Source organism: Streptomyces azureus (genome assembly GCF_001270025.1).
Lineage (GTDB): Bacteria > Actinomycetota > Actinomycetes > Streptomycetales > Streptomycetaceae > Streptomyces > Streptomyces azureus.
Genome location: NZ_DF968357.1, coordinates 1 through 18,182 on the forward strand (window position 1 = coordinate 1; position 18,182 = coordinate 18,182).

The window sequence follows — 18,182 nt, forward strand, 5'->3', positions numbered from 1 at the left end:
GAGGCGGTCCGGCTGGTCCAGGTGGACGTCGTGGGCCGCGTCGGGGATGCGGGTGAGCCGGGTGTGCGGGCGGTGGGTGAGCATCGTGGCCGGTTCGTCGGGGCGCATGGTGCCGTGTTCGCCGTGGATGAGGAGGGTGGGGCAGGTGATGCGGGACCACTCGGTCCAGTAGGCCGTGGTGGCCAGTTCGGCGACCGTGTCGATGATCGTGGTGCGGTCCCACCGCGGATACCAGCCGTCTTCCCGTTTCTCCAGGCCTCTCGCCCAGGCCTCGTGCCCCAGGAAGGCCTCCGCCTCGTCGAGGGACTTGAAGGGGGTCGGCCAGCTGTCCAGCCAGGTCGCGATCTGGGCGGGGAGGTCCGGGGACGGGCCGGCCGGGCCCGCTTCGACCAGGATCAGGGACTGCACCAGGTGGGGGTGGGCTGCGGCCAGCAGCAGGGCCGTGTGGCCGCCCAGGGACTGGCCCAGCAGGGTCACGGGGACCAGGCTCAGTTCCTCGATCAGGGCTACGGCGTCCTGGACATGGGCCGCGCGGGTCGTGGTCGCCGGGGTGCGGGTGCTGGCGCCGTGGCCCCGGGCGTCGTACGTCACCACGCGGTGGCCGTCGGCCGACAGCTGCGCGGCGAGCGTGTCCCACTCGCCTTGGTGGCCTGCCAGGCCGTGCAGGAGGAGGAACGTGGCCGCGGGTTCCCCGGCGGGGTGGTGGTCCCGGTGGGCGAGGTGCGTGCCGTCGGGGGTGGTGAGGGTCGCGGACCTCGTGCGGGTCAAGTGGCGGCTCCTGTCGGTGGCTTGGCCGTCTGCCCGACGGCCACCTGCTCGACGGCCACCTGCGCGACGGCCATCTGCCCGACGGCCACCTGCTCGACGGCCACCTGCGCGACGGCCATCTGCGCGGCGGCCACCTCCCGTTCGTCCAGGAGGAGGTGGCCGACGTACGCGGTTCAGGAGCCTACGACGCCGGGCTCAGGTCCGCACGGCCGAACAGGAGGGCGTAGCCGGCGGGGAGCTGGGCCAGGACGCGGGTCACCAGGTCGTCGCCGACCAGGGGCGGCAGCACGCTCAGGACCGAGCTGACGTCCCAGCGGGCCGTGGCGGGGGTCGCTCCCTCGATACGGGCCGCGACGGAGTCGACGAACTCCGCGGCGGTCAGCCGGCGCGTGACCGGGATCTGGGAGGCGACCACCCGGGCGGCCTCTTCGGGCAGGGCACGGGCGAGGTCGACCCGTTCGTCGCCGATCACGTGACCGCCGAGGGCGGACAGGACGATACGGGTGACTCGCTCCGCCTCCGACCTGGTGGGGTACTGGCCCGACTCCTGCACCGCCTCGATCAGCCGGGTCCAGGCGTTGTCGTCGCCCCGGGCGTGCTGCTTGCGCGCCGGGGCGGGAATCACGGTCTTCGGGGTCGTGAGAGCAGTCGTCACACTGGGCACCGTCGTCACGCTCATGTACGGGTATTCCTCCGGATCCGGTCCTGCGGGGCGCCGCCGGGCTCGGATTCCGGCGGCGTGGGGTGGGGGTGAAGTGGGGCGGGGCTGTCCCGCGGGTGGGACGTCCTCGGGACAGCCCTCGTGGGTGCGTGGGTACGTGAGTGCCGTGCCGTCAGCCGCTGAGCTGCTTGGGCTTGTCGCCGCCCGTGATCTGGATGCGGCGCGGCTTGGCCTGCTCGGCCACCGGGATGCGCAGCGTCAGGACGCCGGCCTCGTACGAGGCGTCGATGCGCTCCGTGTCCAGCGTGTCGCCGAGGAAGAGCTGGCGGGTGAAGCTGCCGGCGGGGCGCTCGGCGACGAGCAGCTCCGCGCCTTCGGGGGCGGGGGACCTGCGTTCGGCTCGGACGTTCAGGACGTTGCGTTCGACGTCCAGCTCGATCGTCTCGGGGTCGATGCCGGGGAGGTCGAAGTGGACGAAGAAGTCGTCCCCGGAGCGGTAGGCATCCATCGCCATCGCCGATGGGCGGGTGGCGGGGCCGAAGACCTGCTGGGTGAGCCGGTCGAGTTCACGGAAGGGGTCCGTGCGCATGAGCATCACTGGTCACTCCTCTCTTCAGGCGCTGTGGGTGCGATGCCCTACGTTCTTCGCCTTCTTATATAGCTCGGAGCCGGAAACTTGACAAGCCTCGACTCAGGTTCGGATGCACTTGGGTGACGCGCCTTCGTTCGCCCCCGGTGCTTGTGCCCCCGACCTGGAGAGTTAGCCTCGGAGATCGCTGGCCGGGCAGGAGCAGGAGGCAGGTATGGCGAAGGTTCCCAGTGCGGTGATCGCCGCGAGCGGGCTCGTGGGTGGGTACGGCGTGGCGCGCTGGACCAGGCAGCGGCCGCTCGGCGGGGTTGTGCTCGCCGTCGCCGGGGCGGCGGCCGCGCGGCAGTGGCGGCAGCAGGCCGGTGGGGTGGCCGCGGGGGCGTTGTCGGCCGCGTATGTCGCCGCCTTCGCCGGGTCCCATCCGCTGGCCAAGAAGGTGGGTGCCTGGCCTGCCGTGTTCGGGGTGGCGGGGGCCGTGGGGCTGACGTCGTGGGTGGTCGCCGACCGGCGCGGTTGAGCCGGGATGGGCGGTTGCGTCCGGCTGCGCGGTTGAGCCGGGCCGCGCCCCGGGCCTTCGGCGTCCGGGGCGGGTCGCGCGCACGGCAAAGAACCCCGGCCCTGAAACTCAGGGCCGGGGTTCTTGTCTGGAGCGCCGGGCAGGCCTTGCACCTGCATCTCCCCGCAGGAAGCGGGACGTCTTTCCTTGGACCACCAACGCATCGTCCGTCTGCCGGAGTCCGGCGACCGGATGCAGATCAACTATAGCGCAGTTTTTGTTATCGCCTTCGCCGTCCGGCCGTCTCCTCAACGTCCCCCGCAGGAACGCGATGTACGACGTTGAGGTGCGACAACGTGACACGACAGATCAGCCGCCGGAGCATGTTGAAGGCCGCGGGCGCGGCAGCCGGAGCCGCCGGCGTCGCCGTGGGCGTGGGCGCCGGTACGACCGCGCTGGCCGTCCCGGCCTCCGCCGCCGACTCCCCCTTCGCTCACCCCGGGCTGCTGCACACCCGTAGCGACCTGGAGCGTATGGCGACCAAGGTGAAGGCGGATGCCAGACCCTATGCGGCCGGGTTCGCCAAGCTCGCCGCCAACCGGCACGCGCAGAGCGGCTGGCGGGCCAATCCGCAGGCCACGGTGTACCGGGGGGCGGGTTCGCCCCAGAACTACGCGGCCCTCTACAACGACATCCACGCCGCGTACCAGAACGCCCTGCGGTACCACGTCAGCGGCGATACCGCGCACGCCGACACCGCGGTGGCGATCCTCAACGCCTGGTCGGGGAAGCTGACGTCGATCCAGGGCTCCGCGGACCGGTTCCTGGCCGCTGGGCTGTACGGCTACCAGTTCGCCAACGCCGCCGAACTCGTACGCGATCACGGTGACTTCGCGCTCGGGCGGGCGCAGGAGCTGATGCGGAACGTCTTCCATCCGCTCAGCGACAGTTTCCTCGAGCATCACAACAACGCCGTCGTCACCAACTACTGGCCCAACTGGGACCTGACGGCCATCGCCTGTGTGCTCGCCACCGGCATCTTCTGCGACGACCGTGCCGTGGTCGACCGGGCCGTCGAGTACTTCAAGCACGGGGACGGCATGGGGTCCGTCAAGCACGCCATTCCCGTCGTGCACGACGACGGGCTCGCCGAGTGGGTCGAGGCCGGGCGGGACCAGGGGCACGCGCTGCTCGGCGTCGGGCTGATGGGCACGGTCTGCGAGATGGCGTGGAACCAGGGCATCGATCTCTACGGCTACGACGACAACCGCTTCCTCAAGGGGGCGCAGTACGTGGCGAAGTGGAGTCTGGGCGGGGAGGTGGCGTATACGGCCAATACGCGGAAGAAGGGGGCGATCGGAGGGTGGTCGGGGAGTGAGACCGCGACCGGGGCCGCGGGTGTTGATCCGGCCATGACCCGTCCGATCTGGGCGATGATCGCGAACCACTACACCAAGCGGCGGGGGCTGTCGGCGTCGTATGTGACGCGTGCGGCGGCCAAGGCCGCACCGGAGGGTGGGGGCGGGGATTACGGGCCCAACAGTGGGGGTTACGACCAGCTTGGTTTCGGGACTCTTGCCTTTACTCGGGATCGGGTGGAGGTGGCGGTTGGCGGGGCGCCGAGTGCGGGTCCGTCCGGGGCTGCCTCGGGTGGGGGTGCGCGGCCGCAGGGGGCCGTGAGCGCCTCGGCTTCGCCCGCCGGGAATCGTGACCTGGCCGCTACGGGAGCCGAGGATCTGGTCGGCTGGGCCGCCGCGGCGGGGGTTTCCGCTGTCGCGGGTGGGTTGCTGTTGCTGCGGCGGCGGGATCGGGTGCGGCGGGGTGGGGCCGAGTAGCGGCCGGTACGTGGCGAATTCCGGGCGTGTGCCCCCGGGCACGGGTCGGGTCGCTCACCCGCGCCGGCGGGGTGCCGCTCTCTGTGGGACGGGTGCCGCCCCAAGCGGCACGACCGCCCGCAGCTGCGGGCGGCCGCGGCCGCCCGCAGCTTGGGACAGCGGCAGCGGCTCGCAGCCAGGTGAGCCGTACACCGTCGCCGCCCGCAGCCCGGGCGGCCCCGGCCGCCCGGGCCGGCGGCGGCGCCCCTACGTCGTCGCCGTCCTCGACCCCGTCGCGCCCGAGCCGGAGGCGTAGGCGCTGTCTCCCTTGCCTCCGTCCGTCGGCCCCGCCTTCCCCTCCGCCGCCGTGAGCGGCGTGGCGATGTCCTCCAGGGAGCGTCGTTCCGCTCGCACCGCGAGGATCGCCGCTGCCAGGCCGGCCAGGCACATCAGGGTCGCGCCGATCTGGAAGGCGAGGACCGTGTCGCCGACCTTGCCCGTGCCGGTGAGGTCGGCGAAGAGGAGCGGGCCGCTGATGCCGCCGGCTGCCGTGCCGATGGCGTAGAAGAAGGCGATGGACATGGCGCGGGTTTCCATCGGGAAGACCTCGGAGACCGTCAGGTAGGCGCTGGACGCGCCCGCCGAGGCGAAGAACAGCACCACGCACCAGCAGGCCGTCAGCGTGCTCGCGCTCAGGGAGCCCTGGTCGAAGAGCCAGGCCGTGCCGAAGAGGAACAGGCCGGACAGCAGGTAGGTGCCGGAGATCATCACCCGGCGGCCCACCGTGTCGAAGAGCTTGCCGAGCAGCAGCGGGCCGAAGAAGTTGCCGAGTGCGATGACCGCGAAGTAGTAACCGGTGCTGCCGCTCGGGACGTCGTAGAACGTCGTCAGGATCGCGCCGAAGCCGAAGGTGATGGCGTTGTAGAGGAAGGCCTGGCCGATGAAGAGGGAGAAGCCGAGGACGGCGCGGCGGCGGTAGTCGGAGAAGACCGTGCGGCCGATTTCCAGGAAGGAGACGCCGCGGCGCTGGTGGATGGTGATCTCGCCCTCCGGGCGCGGCAGCGGTTCGCCCTTCTCCTGCTCGACCTCGCGCTCGATCGAGGAGACGATGCGTTCCGCTTCGTCGTCGCGGCCGTGGATCAGCAGCCAGCGGGGGCTCTCCGGGACGTGCCGGCGGACCAGGAGGATCACCAGGGCCAGGACCGCGCCGAGGGCGAAGGTGAGGCGCCAGCCGACGTTCGCGGCGAAGATGTCCGTGTCCAGCGCGACGATCGACAGGAGGGAGCCGCCGACCGCACCCAGCCAGAAGCTGCCGTTGATCATCAGGTCGACGCGGCCGCGGTACTCCTTGGGGATCAGCTCGTCGATCGCGGAGTTGATGGCCGCGTACTCGCCGCCGATTCCGAAGCCGGTGAGGAAGCGGAAGAGGAAGAACCACCAGGTGTCGAAGGCGATCGCGGTCAGGGCGGTGGCGCCGAGGTAGACCGCCAGCGTGATCATGAAGAGTTTTTTACGGCCCCACTTGTCGGTCAGCCGGCCCCAGAAGAGCGCGCCCGAGCAGGCTCCTGCCACGTACAGGGCTGCCGCGAGGCCGGTGACCTCGCCGGAGGTGATGGGCAGGCCGCTGCCGGGCTCCGACAGGCGGCTGGCGATGTTGCCTACGACGGTGACTTCGAGTCCGTCGAGGATCCACACGGTGCCGAGTCCGAAGACGATCGTCCAGTGCCAGCGTGACCACGGGAGGCGGTCGAGGCGGGCGGGGATGTCGGTGGTCACGGTTCGGCCGGTCCCGGCTTGTGCGGTGGTCATGGGCTCCCTCCCCATCGAGAAGAACCCGGTTCGAGTGCCCTGGGCGGATCCGCTTACGCCCTGACACCGGACGCCACCGGCGTGTCACGTCCCACGCTCACGCCCCCAGCGCGTGCGACACCGTGTAGATCAGCAGGCCGGCGAGCGAGCCGACCACCGTGCCGTTGATCCGGATGAACTGGAGGTCGCGGCCGATGTTCGCCTCGATCTTCCTCGTGGTGTGCTCGGCGTCCCAGCTCGCCACCGTGTCCGTGATGAGGGAGGTGATCTCCTTGCGGTAGGTGGTGACGACGTACACGGCCGCGTCCTCCACCCACTTGTCGACCTTGTCCTGCACCTTGCGCTCGGCCGCCATCCGGGAGCCCAGTGACAGCAGGGAGGCCCGGACGCGCAGCCGCAGCTCGCTGCGCTCGTCCTCCGCGGCCGCGACGATCATGGATCGTACGGCCGTCCAGGCGCTGGCGATGAGGTCCTGGACCTCGCCGCGGCCCAGCACCTCACCCTTGAGCCGCTCGATGCGGGCGCGGGTGTCGGTGTCGGACTGGAGGTCGGAGGCGAAGTCGGTGAGGAAGCGGTCGAGGGCGCCGCGCGCGGGGTGGGCGGGCATGTCGCGCATCTCGGTGGCGAAGCGCAGCAGTTCCTTGTAGACGCGCTCGCCGACCTTGCGGTCGACGAAGCGCGGCGTCCAGCCGGGGGCGCCGCCCTCCACGGCGTCCATGACCTCGTCGCGGTGCAGCACCAGCCAGTCGTGCGCGCGGGTGACGACCAGGTCGACGACCCGTTTGTGGCCGCCGTCGGCGACGACCTTCTCCAGCATCTTTCCGATGCCGGGTCCGATCTCCTGGGCGCCTGCGCGGCGCGTGATCGCCTCGCCGACGACGGCCTGGACGTCGGAGTCGCGCAGGACGGTCAGGGCGCCGCGCAGGGCGGTGGACAGCTCCGCCGTGACCCGGTCGGCGTGCTCGGGGACGGCGAGCCAGGCGCCGAGGCGGCTGCCGATGCCGACGGCGCGCAGCCGCTGCCGTACGACGTCCTCGGAGAGGAAGTTCTCACCGACGAACTCGCCGAGGGAGACGCCGAGCTGGTCCTTCTTGGTGGGGATGATCGCGGTGTGCGGGATGGGGATGCCGAGGGGATGGCGGAAGAGGGCGGTGACGGCGAACCAGTCGGCGAGCGCGCCGACCATGCCCGCCTCGGAGGCCGCGGCGACATAGCCCGCCCAGGGCCCGGCGCCGGAGTTCTGGGCCCACTTGGCGAGGATGTAGACCACGGCCACGAACAGCAGGAGCCCGGTGGCGGTGAGTTTCATGCGGCGAACGCCGCGCTGTTTCTCCTCGTCCGCCGGGCTGAAGGCCGTCATCGCACGGTTCGTGACGGCGCCCGGGCGGGCATGCTGCCCTCGGACACCGCCCTTTTCTTCCACTTTCGTACGTTCCATCCGCTCCACCCGCTTGGTGATCCCGCACACATTGTCCCTTCCTGACCGACTCCTGGAACGGATCAGGAGTTCCCGGCGTCTGTCGGGAGGGGGTAATGCCATGGGGGGTCCTGTGAGCTTCCCCCTGCCCATGACGCATCATGGGCACATCAGATCGGAGCCTGGGGCTCCCATCGCCCGAGGAGAACTACACAGCATGACCCGGGGTCGTGGTTACGCCCTTCTGGCCGGGCTGGTCGCAGCCATCGTGGCCCTTTCCATCGCCATATACGTCGGAGTGGCGTCCGACGACGGCACACACAGCCGGAACGCCATCACAGACAGCCGCCTTCCGAACAACTCCGCCGCCCCCGCCTCCACCGGCACCTGGGTCGGCACCTGGTCCACCTCCCCGGCCGCGGCCGAGCCCGGCACGGAGACGACCGGCATGGCGGACCGTTCGGTGCGCAACGTCGTCCACACCAGCGTCGGCGGTACGAGTGCCCGCGTGACACTGTCCAATCTCTACGGCCAGTCGCCGCTGAGCATCACGCAGGCCTCGATCGCGGTCGCCGCCGGCAGCGGTACGCCCGCGGCGCTCTCGGACACGATGCGGCAGCTGACCTTCAACGGCGGGCCGACGGTCGTCATCCCGCCCGGCCGCCAGGTGATGAGCGACGCCGTGCGCATCGTCGTCCCGCCCGACGCGGACGTCCTGATCACCACGTACACGCCGACCAGCTCCGGCCCGGTGACGTACCACCCTCGCGCCCGGCAGATCTCCTACGTCGCCCAGGGCGACCACACGGCTGACGCGACGGGCGCGCCGTACACCGAGCAGAGCCTGTACTGGCGTTACCTGACCGCGCTGGACGTGCTGAGCAACGAGGCCGACGGGACGGTCGTCGTCCTCGGCGACTCGCTCACCGACGGGATCACCTCCACCGTCGGCGCCAACAACAGGTGGACCGACGTCCTGTCCGACAGGCTACGCGCGGAGATCGCCGCCGGGCGGGACCTGCCGCGCTACAGCGTCGTCAACCAGGGCATCAGCGGGAACCGGGTCCTCACGGACGGGCTGGGCCGGCCGGCGGACAACCCCAGCGGGCTGAACCGCTTCGCGCGGGACGTGCTGGAGCGGACGAACGCCAAGGTCGTGGTCATCGACCTCGGGGTCAACGACATCCTGCGCAACCCGCGGCTCGCCGATCCGAACGCGATTGTCGGCGGCTTGCGCACGATGGTCGGGCAGGCGCATGCGCGGGGGCTGAAGGTCGTGGGGGCGACGCTGATGCCGTTCGGCGGGCACCGGGGGTACTCGGACGCGCGGGAGTCCGTGCGGCAGCAGATCAACGCGGAGATTCGGGCGGGGCGGGTATTCGACGCGGTCGTCGACTTCGACAAGGCGCTGCGTGATCCTTATGACCCGCGTCGGCTGCGGGCCGACTACGACTCGGGGGATCATCTGCATCCCAGTGACAAGGGGTATGCGCGGATGGCGGAGGCGTTCGACCTGGAGAGCCTTAAGGGGTCGGCTCCGGCGGAGCTGTAGAGACTGCCCGCCGTCTGCGGGCAGTCGTGCCGCTGGGGCGGCACGGGTGGGCGCTGGGGGTCCCCCTTGCTCGAAGAGCTTGGGGGAGGCACCCCGCGGCGCCGGGTTGCGCAACGCCCCGGCCTCAACCGACGCCGAGCGGTCAGCAGCACCACTGCCCGCAGGCGGCGGCTAGCCGTCCAGCTGGCGTCGGCCCGCCCGGCCGTCCAGCTTCTCCTGCCGCCGCTCCTCCCGGAGCCGCTGCTTCTCCGCCCGGGTCAGCTTTCGCTGGACGCCGACGCCGCCGCAGAAGGCGAAGCCGGTGATGATGACGCGCGGCGCCCCGGGGGCGCCGGGAACGCCCTCCTCCTGGTGGTCGAAGCCGCCCATGACGCCGATGCCGCGGACGACGACCTCGACGCCTGGCGGGACGATGACGTCGATCCCGCCCATGATCGCGATCGCGTTGATCTCCACCTCGCGGTCAGCGAAGTTCGCCTCGCGCAGGTCGATCTCCCCGCCGCCCCAGAAGGCGAGGCAGGTGAACCGCCGGGGCACCGTCCAGTGTCCCTTGCGCTGGAAACCCGACATCACGGCGACAGCCCACGTCGAGGTTCCCTCACCACCGACGATCCGCCCGGACAGATCCGAGCCGGCGGCGGGCTCCTTGGTCAGTGACACGGAGGGCGCCGTGAGACCCGGGGCCGGCAGGTCCCGGGTGATCGGCGCCAGCTCCCCGTACGTCCGCGCCCGGTACGTCGCGTCCAGCCGCTCCTCGAACTCCGCCATGTCGAGACGGCCCTCCGCGAGGGCGTCCCGCAGGATCTCGGCGACCCGTTCACGGTCGGCGTCGGAGGCGCGGAGGTCCGGGACTGAGTCGTCGGTCATATACAGCAGCGTACGAGTTACCCGTCCCGGGCACTATGCGGTCGCGCGCTCCGCGTACATCTTGGCGATGACCGCCTCGATGTCCGGCTCCCGCACCGACAGGTCCACCAGCGGGTACTCCGCCGCGATCCGCGCGACGAGCGGCGCCGCCGACTCCGACGCCGGGAACGCCAGCCACTGCCGCGGACCGTCCACCCGGACGACCCGGGCGGGTGCCGGGGCGTCGATCGGCGGCAGTTCCCGCTCCAGGTCCACCACCAGGGTCCGCTCGCTCTCCCCCGCCTCGTGCAGCCCGGCGAGCGGGCCGTCGTACATCAGGCGCCCGTGGTCGATGACCATCACCCGCTTGCACAACTGCTCGATGTCCTGGAGGTCGTGCGTGGTCAGCAGCACCGTCGTGCCGCGCTCGGCGTTCAACTCCCGCAGGAACTCCCGCACCTTGGACTTGGACACGACGTCGAGGCCGATGGTCGGCTCGTCGAGGTACAGCACCTCCGGGTCGTGCAGCAGTGCCGCCGCGATGTCGCCGCGCATGCGCTGCCCGAGCGAGAGCTGCCGTACCGGCACGTCCAGCAGGTCGCCCAGGTCGAGGAGTTCCACCAGACGGTCGAGGTTCTCGCGGTAACGGGCGTCCGGGATCCGGTACATGCGGTGCATCAGCCGGTACGAGTCGACCAGGGGGAGGTCCCACCACAGCGTCGTACGCTGCCCGAACACCACGCCGATGCGGTGCGCGAGCCGTGTGCGTTGGCGATAGGGGTATCCCCTGCTCGAGCGAAGCCGAGAGCTTGGGGAAGGGTCGATGCCGGCTACCCGGAGGCGGCCGGCGCTCGGTGTGAGGATGCCGGTCAGCATCTTGATCGTGGTCGACTTGCCGGCGCCGTTCGGGCCGATGTAGCCGACCATCTCGCCGCGTCCCACGCGGAAGGAGATCGAGTCGACGGCCCGCACCTGCCGCCGCTCCCGCTTCATGAAGCCGGTCTTCTTGCGCACGTCGAAGACCTTCTCGACGCCGTCGAGTTCGATGAACCCGCCGTCCACCCCGGACGACCCGCCGTCCACCCCGGTCGACCCGTCGTCCACCCCGGTCAGCCCGCTGTCCACCCCGGTCAACTCAACTCCCTGTACTCCGGTAGGAACGAAGCCCCACCCGCCACGCCATCCCCGCCAGCGCGCAGCAGGCCACCGCCACCAGCGGCGACGCGAAGGCCGTCCACTGCGGCAGCTCGATCGGGTACGGCCGGCCCAGCACATAGGCGGCGGGGACCCAGTTGACGAAGGCGAGCGGCAGCATGAAGGTCACGCCGCGCACCAGGTCCTTCCCGAACACGGTCGGCGGATACTGAAGGAGCGTGGTCCCGCCGTACGTGAACGCGTTCTGCACCTCCGCGGCGTCCTGGGCGAAGATCTGGAAGGCCGCGCCCGCCACGAACACCGCCGAGAAGATCGCCGCGCCGCTGACCACCATCACCGGCACCAGCAGCGCCTTCGGCGTACTCCAGTCGACGTCGACCGAGACCAGCGCCCAGCCCAGTACCACCGCGCCCTGGGTGATCCGGCCCAGGCGGCGCAGCGCGAAGCGGTCGGCGCCGACCTGGGCGAGCACCGGCGCGGGACGCACGAGCAGGATGTCGAACGAGCCGTCGCGCATCCGGGCGCCCAGGACGTCCATCGAGCCGAGCACCAGGTCGGCGATCCCGAACGCCGTCACCGACAGCCCGTACAGGAAGGCGATCTCGGGCAGTGACCAGCCCCCCAGCGAGTCGACCTGCGAGAACATCAGCAGGATCCCCACGAAGTCCAGACCGGTCACCATCAGGTTGCCGAACACCGTGACGACGAACGAGGTGCGGTAGGTCATGCTGGACCGCACCCACATCCCGGCGATCAACCGGTAGGCCCGCAGCCCCTCCAGCAGGACGCTCCGCTCAGCCACCCTGCACCACCGCCCGCCGCGTCGCGGCCGACTGCAACAGCCGCCCCGCCGCCAGCAGCGCCACCGCCCACGCCGCCTGGAAGACGAACGCCCCGAGCGGGTCGGTCTCCCCCATCAGCACATCCGCCGGCATCTGGATCTGCGCCGCCCACGGCAGCACCCGCACGATGTCGCCGAACACGCCCGGGAAGGCGTTCAGCGGCAGCACCATGCCCGAGAAGAAGATCCCCGTGATCATCAGCACCTGGTTGACGCCCATGCCGTCCATGAGCCAGAACACACTCAGGGCCGCCAGGTAGCGGATCGCGAAGCTGACGACCGTGGCCAGGAGGAGCGTGACCGCGAAGGCCGCCCAGGGGGTGACCGACGTCGGCAGCGCCATCGGGAAGAAGACCGCGCCGAACGCGAACGGGATGACACCCCGTCCCAGCATCTGGAACAGCGCCCGCCCCACGTCGCCCGCCAGCCACCACAGCTGGAGATCGGCGGGCCGGTACAGGTCGACGGCGATCTCGCCGGTGCGGATGCGCTCCATCAGGTCCTTCTCGGCTCCGCCGCCCTGGATGGCCAGCGTCGCGTAGAGGCACTGCCCCAGCCACACATAGGTCACTGCCTGCGCCTGGTCGTACCCACCCAGGTGCGGCCTCTCCTCCCAGAGCGCCAGGTAGGTGTAGACGAGAATGAGGCCGAAGACCGTGTTGGTGAACACCCCGGCCACCGTGGCCGCCCGGTACGTCGCGTACCGCCTGAAGCCCCCCGCCGCGACGGCCGCGTACAACCGCCCCGAGCCCACCACGACAGCCCTCCTCCCCACCCGGCACCGAAGCGCAGGAGCCTAGTGGACCGGCGATCACGCGTGCCACGCAATTTCGCGGAGCGGCAAAGGCGCCGCTGGGCGAGTGCGCACCGGCCCAGACGGTACGATCCGTTGCGTCCGCGTGGGCCGAGGCGCCCGTGGCCGGGGCGAGCAGCATGGCGGCGGTGCCGGCCGGGACGGAGCGTACGAGCCGTCGCACCCACGGTCGTGTCCCCCTTCGGGCGAAGGTCGCGCAGGTTCGGGCGACTGTCGCGCAGGCGAGATCGCGATTCGGGCAGGCGTGCGGAACAGCGCGGTTCACCCTGCGCCCGCCCGCGCGGCCGACCGCACACAGCCCGTCCCGCCACACGGCTCACGACACGGCCCTCGGTCAGGGAACTGATCGCCGGATGGGACAGTCTTCATCACAGGGGCGCAAGAGCGAGCAGAGACGTACGGGAACGACGTACGACGCGAAACAGGAGTCCGTGCACGACATGAGTGACGAGCCTCAGCCGCAGCAGCCGACACCGGGCAAGGCACCGAGAGAGCCGCGGGCGGACGGCGGCCCGAACACGCCGGAGGCCGGGCCTGCCGTGAAACCGAAGCGGACCGGCTGGCGCCGGATCATCCCGACTTGGCGCATGACGCTCGGCGCCTTCATCATCGTCGCCCTGCTGCTGGTCGGCGGCTTCTTCCTCGGCTACTCGCTGGTGCAGATCCCGCCGGCCAACGCGCTCGCCACCAAGCAGGCCAACGTCTACCTTTACGCGGACGGTTCCGTGATCGCCCGCGACGGGGAGGTCAACCGGGAGAACGTCTCGCTCCCGCAGATCTCCAAGGACGCCCAGCACGCGATCCTGGCCGCGGAGGACCGCGACTTCTACACCGAGTCCGCCGTCGACCCCAAGGCCATGGTCCGCGCGGCCTGGAACACGGCCCTCGGCAAGGGCAAGCAGTCCGGCTCCACGATCACGCAGCAGTACGTCAAGAACTACTACCTGCGCCAGGACCAGACCATCACGCGCAAGGCCAAGGAGTTCTTCATCGCGATCAAGCTGGACCGCGAGGTGAGCAAGGACCACATCCTCGAGGGCTACCTCAACACCAGCTACTTCGGCCGCAACGCCTACGGCATCCAGGCCGCCGCCCAGGCCTACTACGGCATGGACGCCACGGACCTCGACCCGGCCCGCGCCGCCTACCTCGCCGCGCTCGTCAACGCCCCCAGCCAGTACGACGTCGTCGCCCACCCCGAGAACCGCAAGGCCGCCGAGTCCCGCTGGAACTACGTCCTGGACGGCATGGTCAAGAAGGGCTGGCTCAGCGAGTCGAAGCGGGCCGGCATGAAGTTCCCGATGCCGAAGGAGTCCACCCTGTCCACCGGCATGTCCGGGCAGCGCGGCTACATCGTGCGGACCGTCAAGGACTACCTCACCCAGAACAAGATCATCGACGAGAGCCGGCTCGACGCCGGCGGCTACCGCATCACCACGACGCTCCAGAAGCCCAGGCAGGACGCGTTCGTGAAGGCCGTCAACGACAAGCTGATGGACAAGCTGGACAAGAAGAACAACAAGGTCGACACCTACGTCCGCGCGGGCGGCGCCGCCGTCGACCCCAAGACCGGCGAGGTCGTGGCGATGTACAACGGCGTCGACTACGTCAAGCAGTACACCCCGAACGCGACCCGCAGGGACTTCCAGGTCGGCTCCACCTTCAAGCCGTTCGTGTTCACCTCGGCCGTCGAGAACGACTCGCAGACCCAGGACGGCCGCCCGATCACGCCGTACACGATCTACGACGGCACCAACAAGCGCCCGGTGGAGGGCTGGACCGGCGACCCGTACGCCCCGGAGAACGAGGACCAGGTCTCCTACGGCGACATCACCGTCACCGAGGCCACCGACAAGTCCGTGAACTCGGTGTACGCGCAGATGGCCGCCGACGTCGGCCCCCAGAAGGTCAAGCAGACCGCGATCGACCTCGGCGTCCCCGAGACCACCCCCGACCTCGCCGACGGCCCCGCCATCGCGCTCGGCACGGCCACCGCCAGCGTCCTCGACATGGCGGAGGCGTACGCCACGCTCGCCAACCACGGCCGACACGGCACGTACACGATGGTCGAGAAGGTCACCAAGGAGGGCTCGCCGATCGAGCTGCCCGAGCGGCGCACCCGGCAGGCCGTGAGCCGCGAGGCCGCCGACACCACCACCTCGGTCCTGCGGAGCGTCGTCCAGAACGGCACGGCCTCCGCCGCGCAGGCCGCGGGCCGCCCCGCCGCGGGCAAGACCGGCACCGCCGAGGAGGACACGGCGGCCTGGTTCGCGGGCTACACCCCCGACCTCGCCACGGTCGTCTCCGTCATGGGCCAGGACCCGGTCACCGCCGCCCACAAGTCGCTGTACGGCGCGATGGGCCTGGACCGCATCAACGGCGGCGGGGCGCCCGCCGAGATCTGGGCCCAGTTCACCCGGGACGCCCTGAAGGGCAAGCCGGTCACCGACTTCGACCTCAGGCTCGCTCCGGGCGCCGACGCCCCGCAGGCCCCCGGCACCGAGGCCCCGGCCGACCCGACCACGGGCGGCACCACCGACGGCGGCAGCACGTCCACCGGCGGCCAGGACACCGGCACCGAGACGCCCGGCCAGAGCCCGAGCGCACCCGAGGGGCAGACCCAGGGCCAGACCGACGGCGGCACCACCGACGGCGGCACGGGCGGCGAGTCCCCGACCGGCGGCGGCACCGCGGACGGCGGGACCGGCGACGGCGGCACCGCCACCGACGGCGGCACGACCGACGGCGGCACCACGGAGGGCGGCGGCGAGGAGACCGACGGCGGCGCGACGGGCGGCCCGACCGGCCCCGGCTGGGGCGTGGCCCCGCAGATGGCACGCCGCGAGTGAGCTGCGCTCGCTGAGCGACCCGGCTCTCAGTGACCCGAGGTCGCCTTCAGCCCCACCACGGCGACCAGCAGCAGGCACACGAAGAAGATCCGGGCGGCGGTGGCCGGCTCCCCCAGCACGGCCATGCCGAACACCGCCGCCCCGGCCGCCCCGATGCCCACCCACACGCCGTAGGCGGTACCGATGGGCAGGGTCCTGGCGGCCTGGGACAGCAGCAGCATGCTGGCGACGATGCCGGCACCGGTGAGAACGCCGGGGAGCGGACGTGTGAAACCGTCGGTGTACTTCATACCGACGGACCACCCGACTTCGAGCAGACCGGCGACGACGAGCAGAACCCATGCCATGACGGCACCTCCGGGAAACGGGCTGACGGTGCGGGTGCGTCGTCTTTGCCTTCGACCCGGTACGGCGCGTCTCGTCGGGGATCCCTCCAACGTAGCAAGGCAACGGCGAAGGGGCCGGTGACTCCCGTCACCGGCCCCTTCGCGCTGCTGCCCGGACTACAGATAGAGGCCCGTCGAGTCCTCCGAGCCTTCGAACCGGTCCGCGGCCACGGCGTGCAGATCACGCTCGCGCATCAGCACGTACGCGATACCGCGCACCTCGACCTCGGCACGGTCCTCCGGGTCGAACAGAACCCGGTCGCCCGGCTCCACGGTCCGTACGTTCTGCCCCACCGCGACGACCTCGGCCCAGGCCAGCCGCCGGCCGACCGCCGCCGTGGCGGGGATCAGGATGCCGCCGCCGGAACGCCGCTCGCCCTCGCTGGTGTCCTGTCGCACGAGTACGCGGTCGTGCAGCATCCGGATGGGCAGCTTGTCGGGATGGGTGCTGTGCTCGTTTCTCTTGGCGCTCACGCCCTGAAACCTACCTGTCTTCCCGGTGGACGTACGCGGTCGGGTCAGCCCTTGCGCCGCCGCGTGCTGACGGCGAGCAGCCCGACCACTCCGACGACGACGAGCGCGACGGGCACGACCCGCTCCAGCCGCGGCGCCCCGTCCTCGTCCACGAACCGCGCCCGCACCTCGGAGACGGCCCGGTTGACCTCCACATAGGCCCGCCCGAGGGTGTGATCGATGTTGGACGCGACCTTGGCCTTCGCGTCCCCGACGATGGTCTTCGGGTGCACCCGCACCCCGATCTCGTCGAGGGTCTCGGCCAGGGTCTCGCGGCGGCGCCTGATGTCCGCCTCGATCTGCGCCGGGGTCCTGGTGTCCGCCGTGTCCGCCACCGTGTCGCCTCCGAAGTCGGTGTGAAGCCTGTGCGGGACAGTCTGTCAGCTCCACGACTCATGGCACTGTCAGGACCCCCGGTTACGCTGGTCCGATGAGCGAGCGACTCCAGCCGGGGAACGTGGCCCCCGCCTTCACCCTGCCCGACGCCGACGGCACCGAGGTGTCCCTGTCGGACCACAAGGGCCGCAAGGTCATCGTGTACTTCTACCCGGCCGCCCTCACCCCCGGCTGCACCAAGCAGGCCTGCGACTTCACGGACAATCTGGAGCTGCTGGCGGGCGCGGGCTACGAGGTGATCGGCATCTCCCCCGACAAGCCCGAGAAGCTGGCCAAGTTCCGCGACAAGGAGTCCCTGAAGGTCACGTTGCTGGCTGACCCGGACAAGCAGGTCCTGGAGTCCTACGGCGCCTACGGCGAGAAGAAGCTGTACGGCAAGACGGTCGTCGGCGTCATCCGCTCCACGGTGATCGTGGACGAGGAGGGCAAGGTCGAACGGGCCCTGTACAACGTCAAGGCGACGGGCCACGTGGCCAAGATCATCAAGGATCTGGGGATCTGAGGCCCCTCTGATTTCTTCTCGAGTTTCTTCTCGAGCGGCTCGTACCGGAGAGGTCCGGTACGAGCTGTTCCGCATTTCGGGCGCGACTTTCCGATAAACGGTTCGCTACTGCGCGCGGGGCCACGAACGTGTGGCCGCCAGGGCGGGACAGGAGACTGCGGTAGCGCTGAAACCGGGCGCCGGCCCGGCCACCGGCACCCTGTCGCACATCCGTCGCCGCATTCACGCGGCAGGCATCGACATCAGCCACTTCCCTGGCATCGACAGGCCCGACTTGGACCTTCCCTCGCGGGCGCCCCTGAGCCGCAGAACTCCCTGTACTCGTAGAACACTCCACGAGCTACGCCTAGGTGATGCGCGGCCTCGGCTTGGATGTGGACGACACCAATCACCGACGCGTTCGGCGCGTGGTTTCTCGGTTCGGCCTGGACACAAGCCACTTCAAGCGCCGGACATGGGCGCATCCGGAGCGCCCGGCTCCCGAGCTCATCTCTCACCGAGTGCTGATCGTCCTGCCTTCGGATGCGGGACGGACCAACCGAGTTCAGCTCCATCGCGCCCTGGTCGAGATCGGAGTGCCATACGCATGCGAGACCTGCGGCAACGAGGGCGAGTGGCTGGGGCAGCCGATCACGTTGCAGATCGACCACATCAACGGCGACTGGCGCGACAACCGCCGGGAGAATCTGCGGCATCTATGCCCCAACTGTCACGTGTTGACTCAGACGTGGTGCCGCCAGAAGTCGAGGGCACCTCTCGTCGCGTAACTTGCTC

Annotated in this window: 18 protein-coding genes, 1 pseudogene and 1 riboswitch; of the genes and pseudogenes, 6 read left to right on the forward strand and 13 right to left on the reverse strand. The window is 70.6% G+C overall.

The annotated features are described in order from the left end of the window. The 4 genes from AOQ53_RS27610 to AOQ53_RS27620 all read right to left on the reverse strand — a co-directional run. Positions 1–768, reverse strand: a 768-nt coding sequence (locus AOQ53_RS27610; RefSeq protein ID WP_059421342.1) for an alpha/beta fold hydrolase, incomplete at its 3' end; no start/stop codon positions are given. Continuing rightward, positions 765–887, reverse strand: a complete 123-nt coding sequence (locus tag AOQ53_RS47490) for a hypothetical protein (protein WP_269085475.1) — start codon at positions 885–887, stop codon at positions 765–767. The genes AOQ53_RS47490 and AOQ53_RS27610, both read right to left, overlap by 4 nt. A 62-nt stretch (positions 888–949) precedes the next feature. Then, complete coding sequence (locus tag AOQ53_RS27615) at positions 950–1,447, reverse strand: DUF2267 domain-containing protein (protein ID WP_059421344.1); 498 nt, start codon at positions 1,445–1,447, stop codon at positions 950–952. A gap of 154 nt (positions 1,448–1,601) precedes the next feature. Continuing rightward, a complete protein-coding gene (locus AOQ53_RS27620; protein ID WP_059421347.1) occupies positions 1,602–2,024 on the reverse strand; it encodes an Hsp20/alpha crystallin family protein in 423 nt (140 codons plus the stop codon). Positions 2,025–2,232: 208 nt separating this feature from the next. On the opposite strand from AOQ53_RS27620, the gene AOQ53_RS27625 reads away from it, so the two are divergent. Both AOQ53_RS27625 and AOQ53_RS27635 read left to right on the forward strand, forming a co-directional pair. Further along, positions 2,233–2,535: a hypothetical protein gene (locus AOQ53_RS27625; protein ID WP_059421349.1), complete on the forward strand. Its 303-nt coding sequence runs from the start codon at positions 2,233–2,235 to the stop codon at positions 2,533–2,535. A gap of 362 nt (positions 2,536–2,897) precedes the next feature. Next, positions 2,898–4,349: an alginate lyase family protein gene (locus AOQ53_RS27635; protein ID WP_059421350.1), complete on the forward strand. Its 1,452-nt coding sequence runs from the start codon at positions 2,898–2,900 to the stop codon at positions 4,347–4,349. A 246-nt stretch (positions 4,350–4,595) separates the two neighbouring features. Here AOQ53_RS27635 and AOQ53_RS27640 read toward each other — a convergent pair whose 3' ends face one another. Next, entirely contained in the window at positions 4,596–6,137 is a 1,542-nt protein-coding gene (locus AOQ53_RS27640; protein WP_059421351.1) for an MFS transporter, read from the reverse strand. Between the two features lie 97 nt (positions 6,138–6,234). After that, on the reverse strand, positions 6,235–7,575 hold the full coding sequence (locus AOQ53_RS27645) for a DUF445 domain-containing protein (RefSeq protein WP_408055193.1): 1,341 nt from the start codon (positions 7,573–7,575) through the stop codon (positions 6,235–6,237). 196 nt (positions 7,576–7,771) lie between these two features. Between AOQ53_RS27645 and AOQ53_RS27650 the strand changes: the two genes are divergently transcribed. Then, the gene (locus tag AOQ53_RS27650) at positions 7,772–9,106 is read left to right on the forward strand and encodes an SGNH/GDSL hydrolase family protein (protein ID WP_059421355.1); all 1,335 of its coding nucleotides are present in this window, start codon (positions 7,772–7,774) and stop codon (positions 9,104–9,106) included. Between the two features lie 177 nt (positions 9,107–9,283). Here AOQ53_RS27650 and AOQ53_RS27655 read toward each other — a convergent pair. From AOQ53_RS27655 to AOQ53_RS27670, 4 genes and pseudogenes are all read right to left on the reverse strand, one after another. Next, positions 9,284–9,973: pseudogene (locus AOQ53_RS27655) on the reverse strand (DUF1707 SHOCT-like domain-containing protein); the annotation flags it as partial. Positions 9,974–10,006: 33 nt separating this feature from the next. Further along, positions 10,007–11,056, reverse strand: a complete 1,050-nt coding sequence (locus tag AOQ53_RS27660) for an ABC transporter ATP-binding protein (RefSeq protein WP_408055197.1) — start codon at positions 11,054–11,056, stop codon at positions 10,007–10,009. A 31-nt stretch (positions 11,057–11,087) separates the two neighbouring features. Continuing rightward, the gene (locus AOQ53_RS27665) at positions 11,088–11,909 is read right to left on the reverse strand and encodes an ABC transporter permease (RefSeq protein ID WP_059421357.1); all 822 of its coding nucleotides are present in this window, start codon (positions 11,907–11,909) and stop codon (positions 11,088–11,090) included. Further along, entirely contained in the window at positions 11,902–12,702 is an 801-nt protein-coding gene (locus AOQ53_RS27670; protein WP_059421493.1) for an ABC transporter permease, read from the reverse strand. The genes AOQ53_RS27665 and AOQ53_RS27670 overlap by 8 nt, the downstream gene beginning before the upstream one ends. A gap of 500 nt (positions 12,703–13,202) precedes the next feature. On the opposite strand from AOQ53_RS27670, the gene AOQ53_RS27675 reads away from it, so the two are divergent. Beyond that, positions 13,203–15,611: a transglycosylase domain-containing protein gene (locus tag AOQ53_RS27675; RefSeq protein ID WP_059421359.1), complete on the forward strand. Its 2,409-nt coding sequence runs from the start codon at positions 13,203–13,205 to the stop codon at positions 15,609–15,611. Between the two features lie 26 nt (positions 15,612–15,637). Here AOQ53_RS27675 and AOQ53_RS27680 read toward each other — a convergent pair whose 3' ends face one another. The 3 genes from AOQ53_RS27680 to AOQ53_RS27690 all read right to left on the reverse strand — a co-directional run bounded on the left by AOQ53_RS27680 (position 15,638) and on the right by AOQ53_RS27690 (position 16,845). Beyond that, on the reverse strand, positions 15,638–15,958 hold the full coding sequence (locus AOQ53_RS27680) for a DMT family transporter (RefSeq protein ID WP_059421360.1): 321 nt from the start codon (positions 15,956–15,958) through the stop codon (positions 15,638–15,640). A 33-nt stretch (positions 15,959–15,991) separates the two neighbouring features. Next, a riboswitch (guanidine-III (ykkC-III) riboswitch) is annotated at positions 15,992–16,064 on the reverse strand. A gap of 50 nt (positions 16,065–16,114) precedes the next feature. Next, positions 16,115–16,471, reverse strand: a complete 357-nt coding sequence (locus AOQ53_RS27685; RefSeq protein ID WP_010040015.1) for a GroES family chaperonin — start codon at positions 16,469–16,471, stop codon at positions 16,115–16,117. Between the two features lie 44 nt (positions 16,472–16,515). Next, positions 16,516–16,845, reverse strand: a complete 330-nt coding sequence (locus AOQ53_RS27690; protein WP_059421361.1) for a DUF3618 domain-containing protein — start codon at positions 16,843–16,845, stop codon at positions 16,516–16,518. Between the two features lie 95 nt (positions 16,846–16,940). On the opposite strand from AOQ53_RS27690, the gene bcp reads away from it, so the two are divergent. Further along, positions 16,941–17,408 (forward strand): thioredoxin-dependent thiol peroxidase, encoded by a 468-nt coding sequence (bcp, locus tag AOQ53_RS27695; RefSeq protein ID WP_059421362.1) that lies wholly within the window; start codon positions 16,941–16,943, stop codon positions 17,406–17,408. A 353-nt stretch (positions 17,409–17,761) separates the two neighbouring features. Beyond that, on the forward strand, positions 17,762–18,175 hold the full coding sequence (locus tag AOQ53_RS48170; RefSeq protein ID WP_408055194.1) for an HNH endonuclease: 414 nt from the start codon (positions 17,762–17,764) through the stop codon (positions 18,173–18,175). Positions 18,176–18,182: the final 7 nt, after the last annotated feature.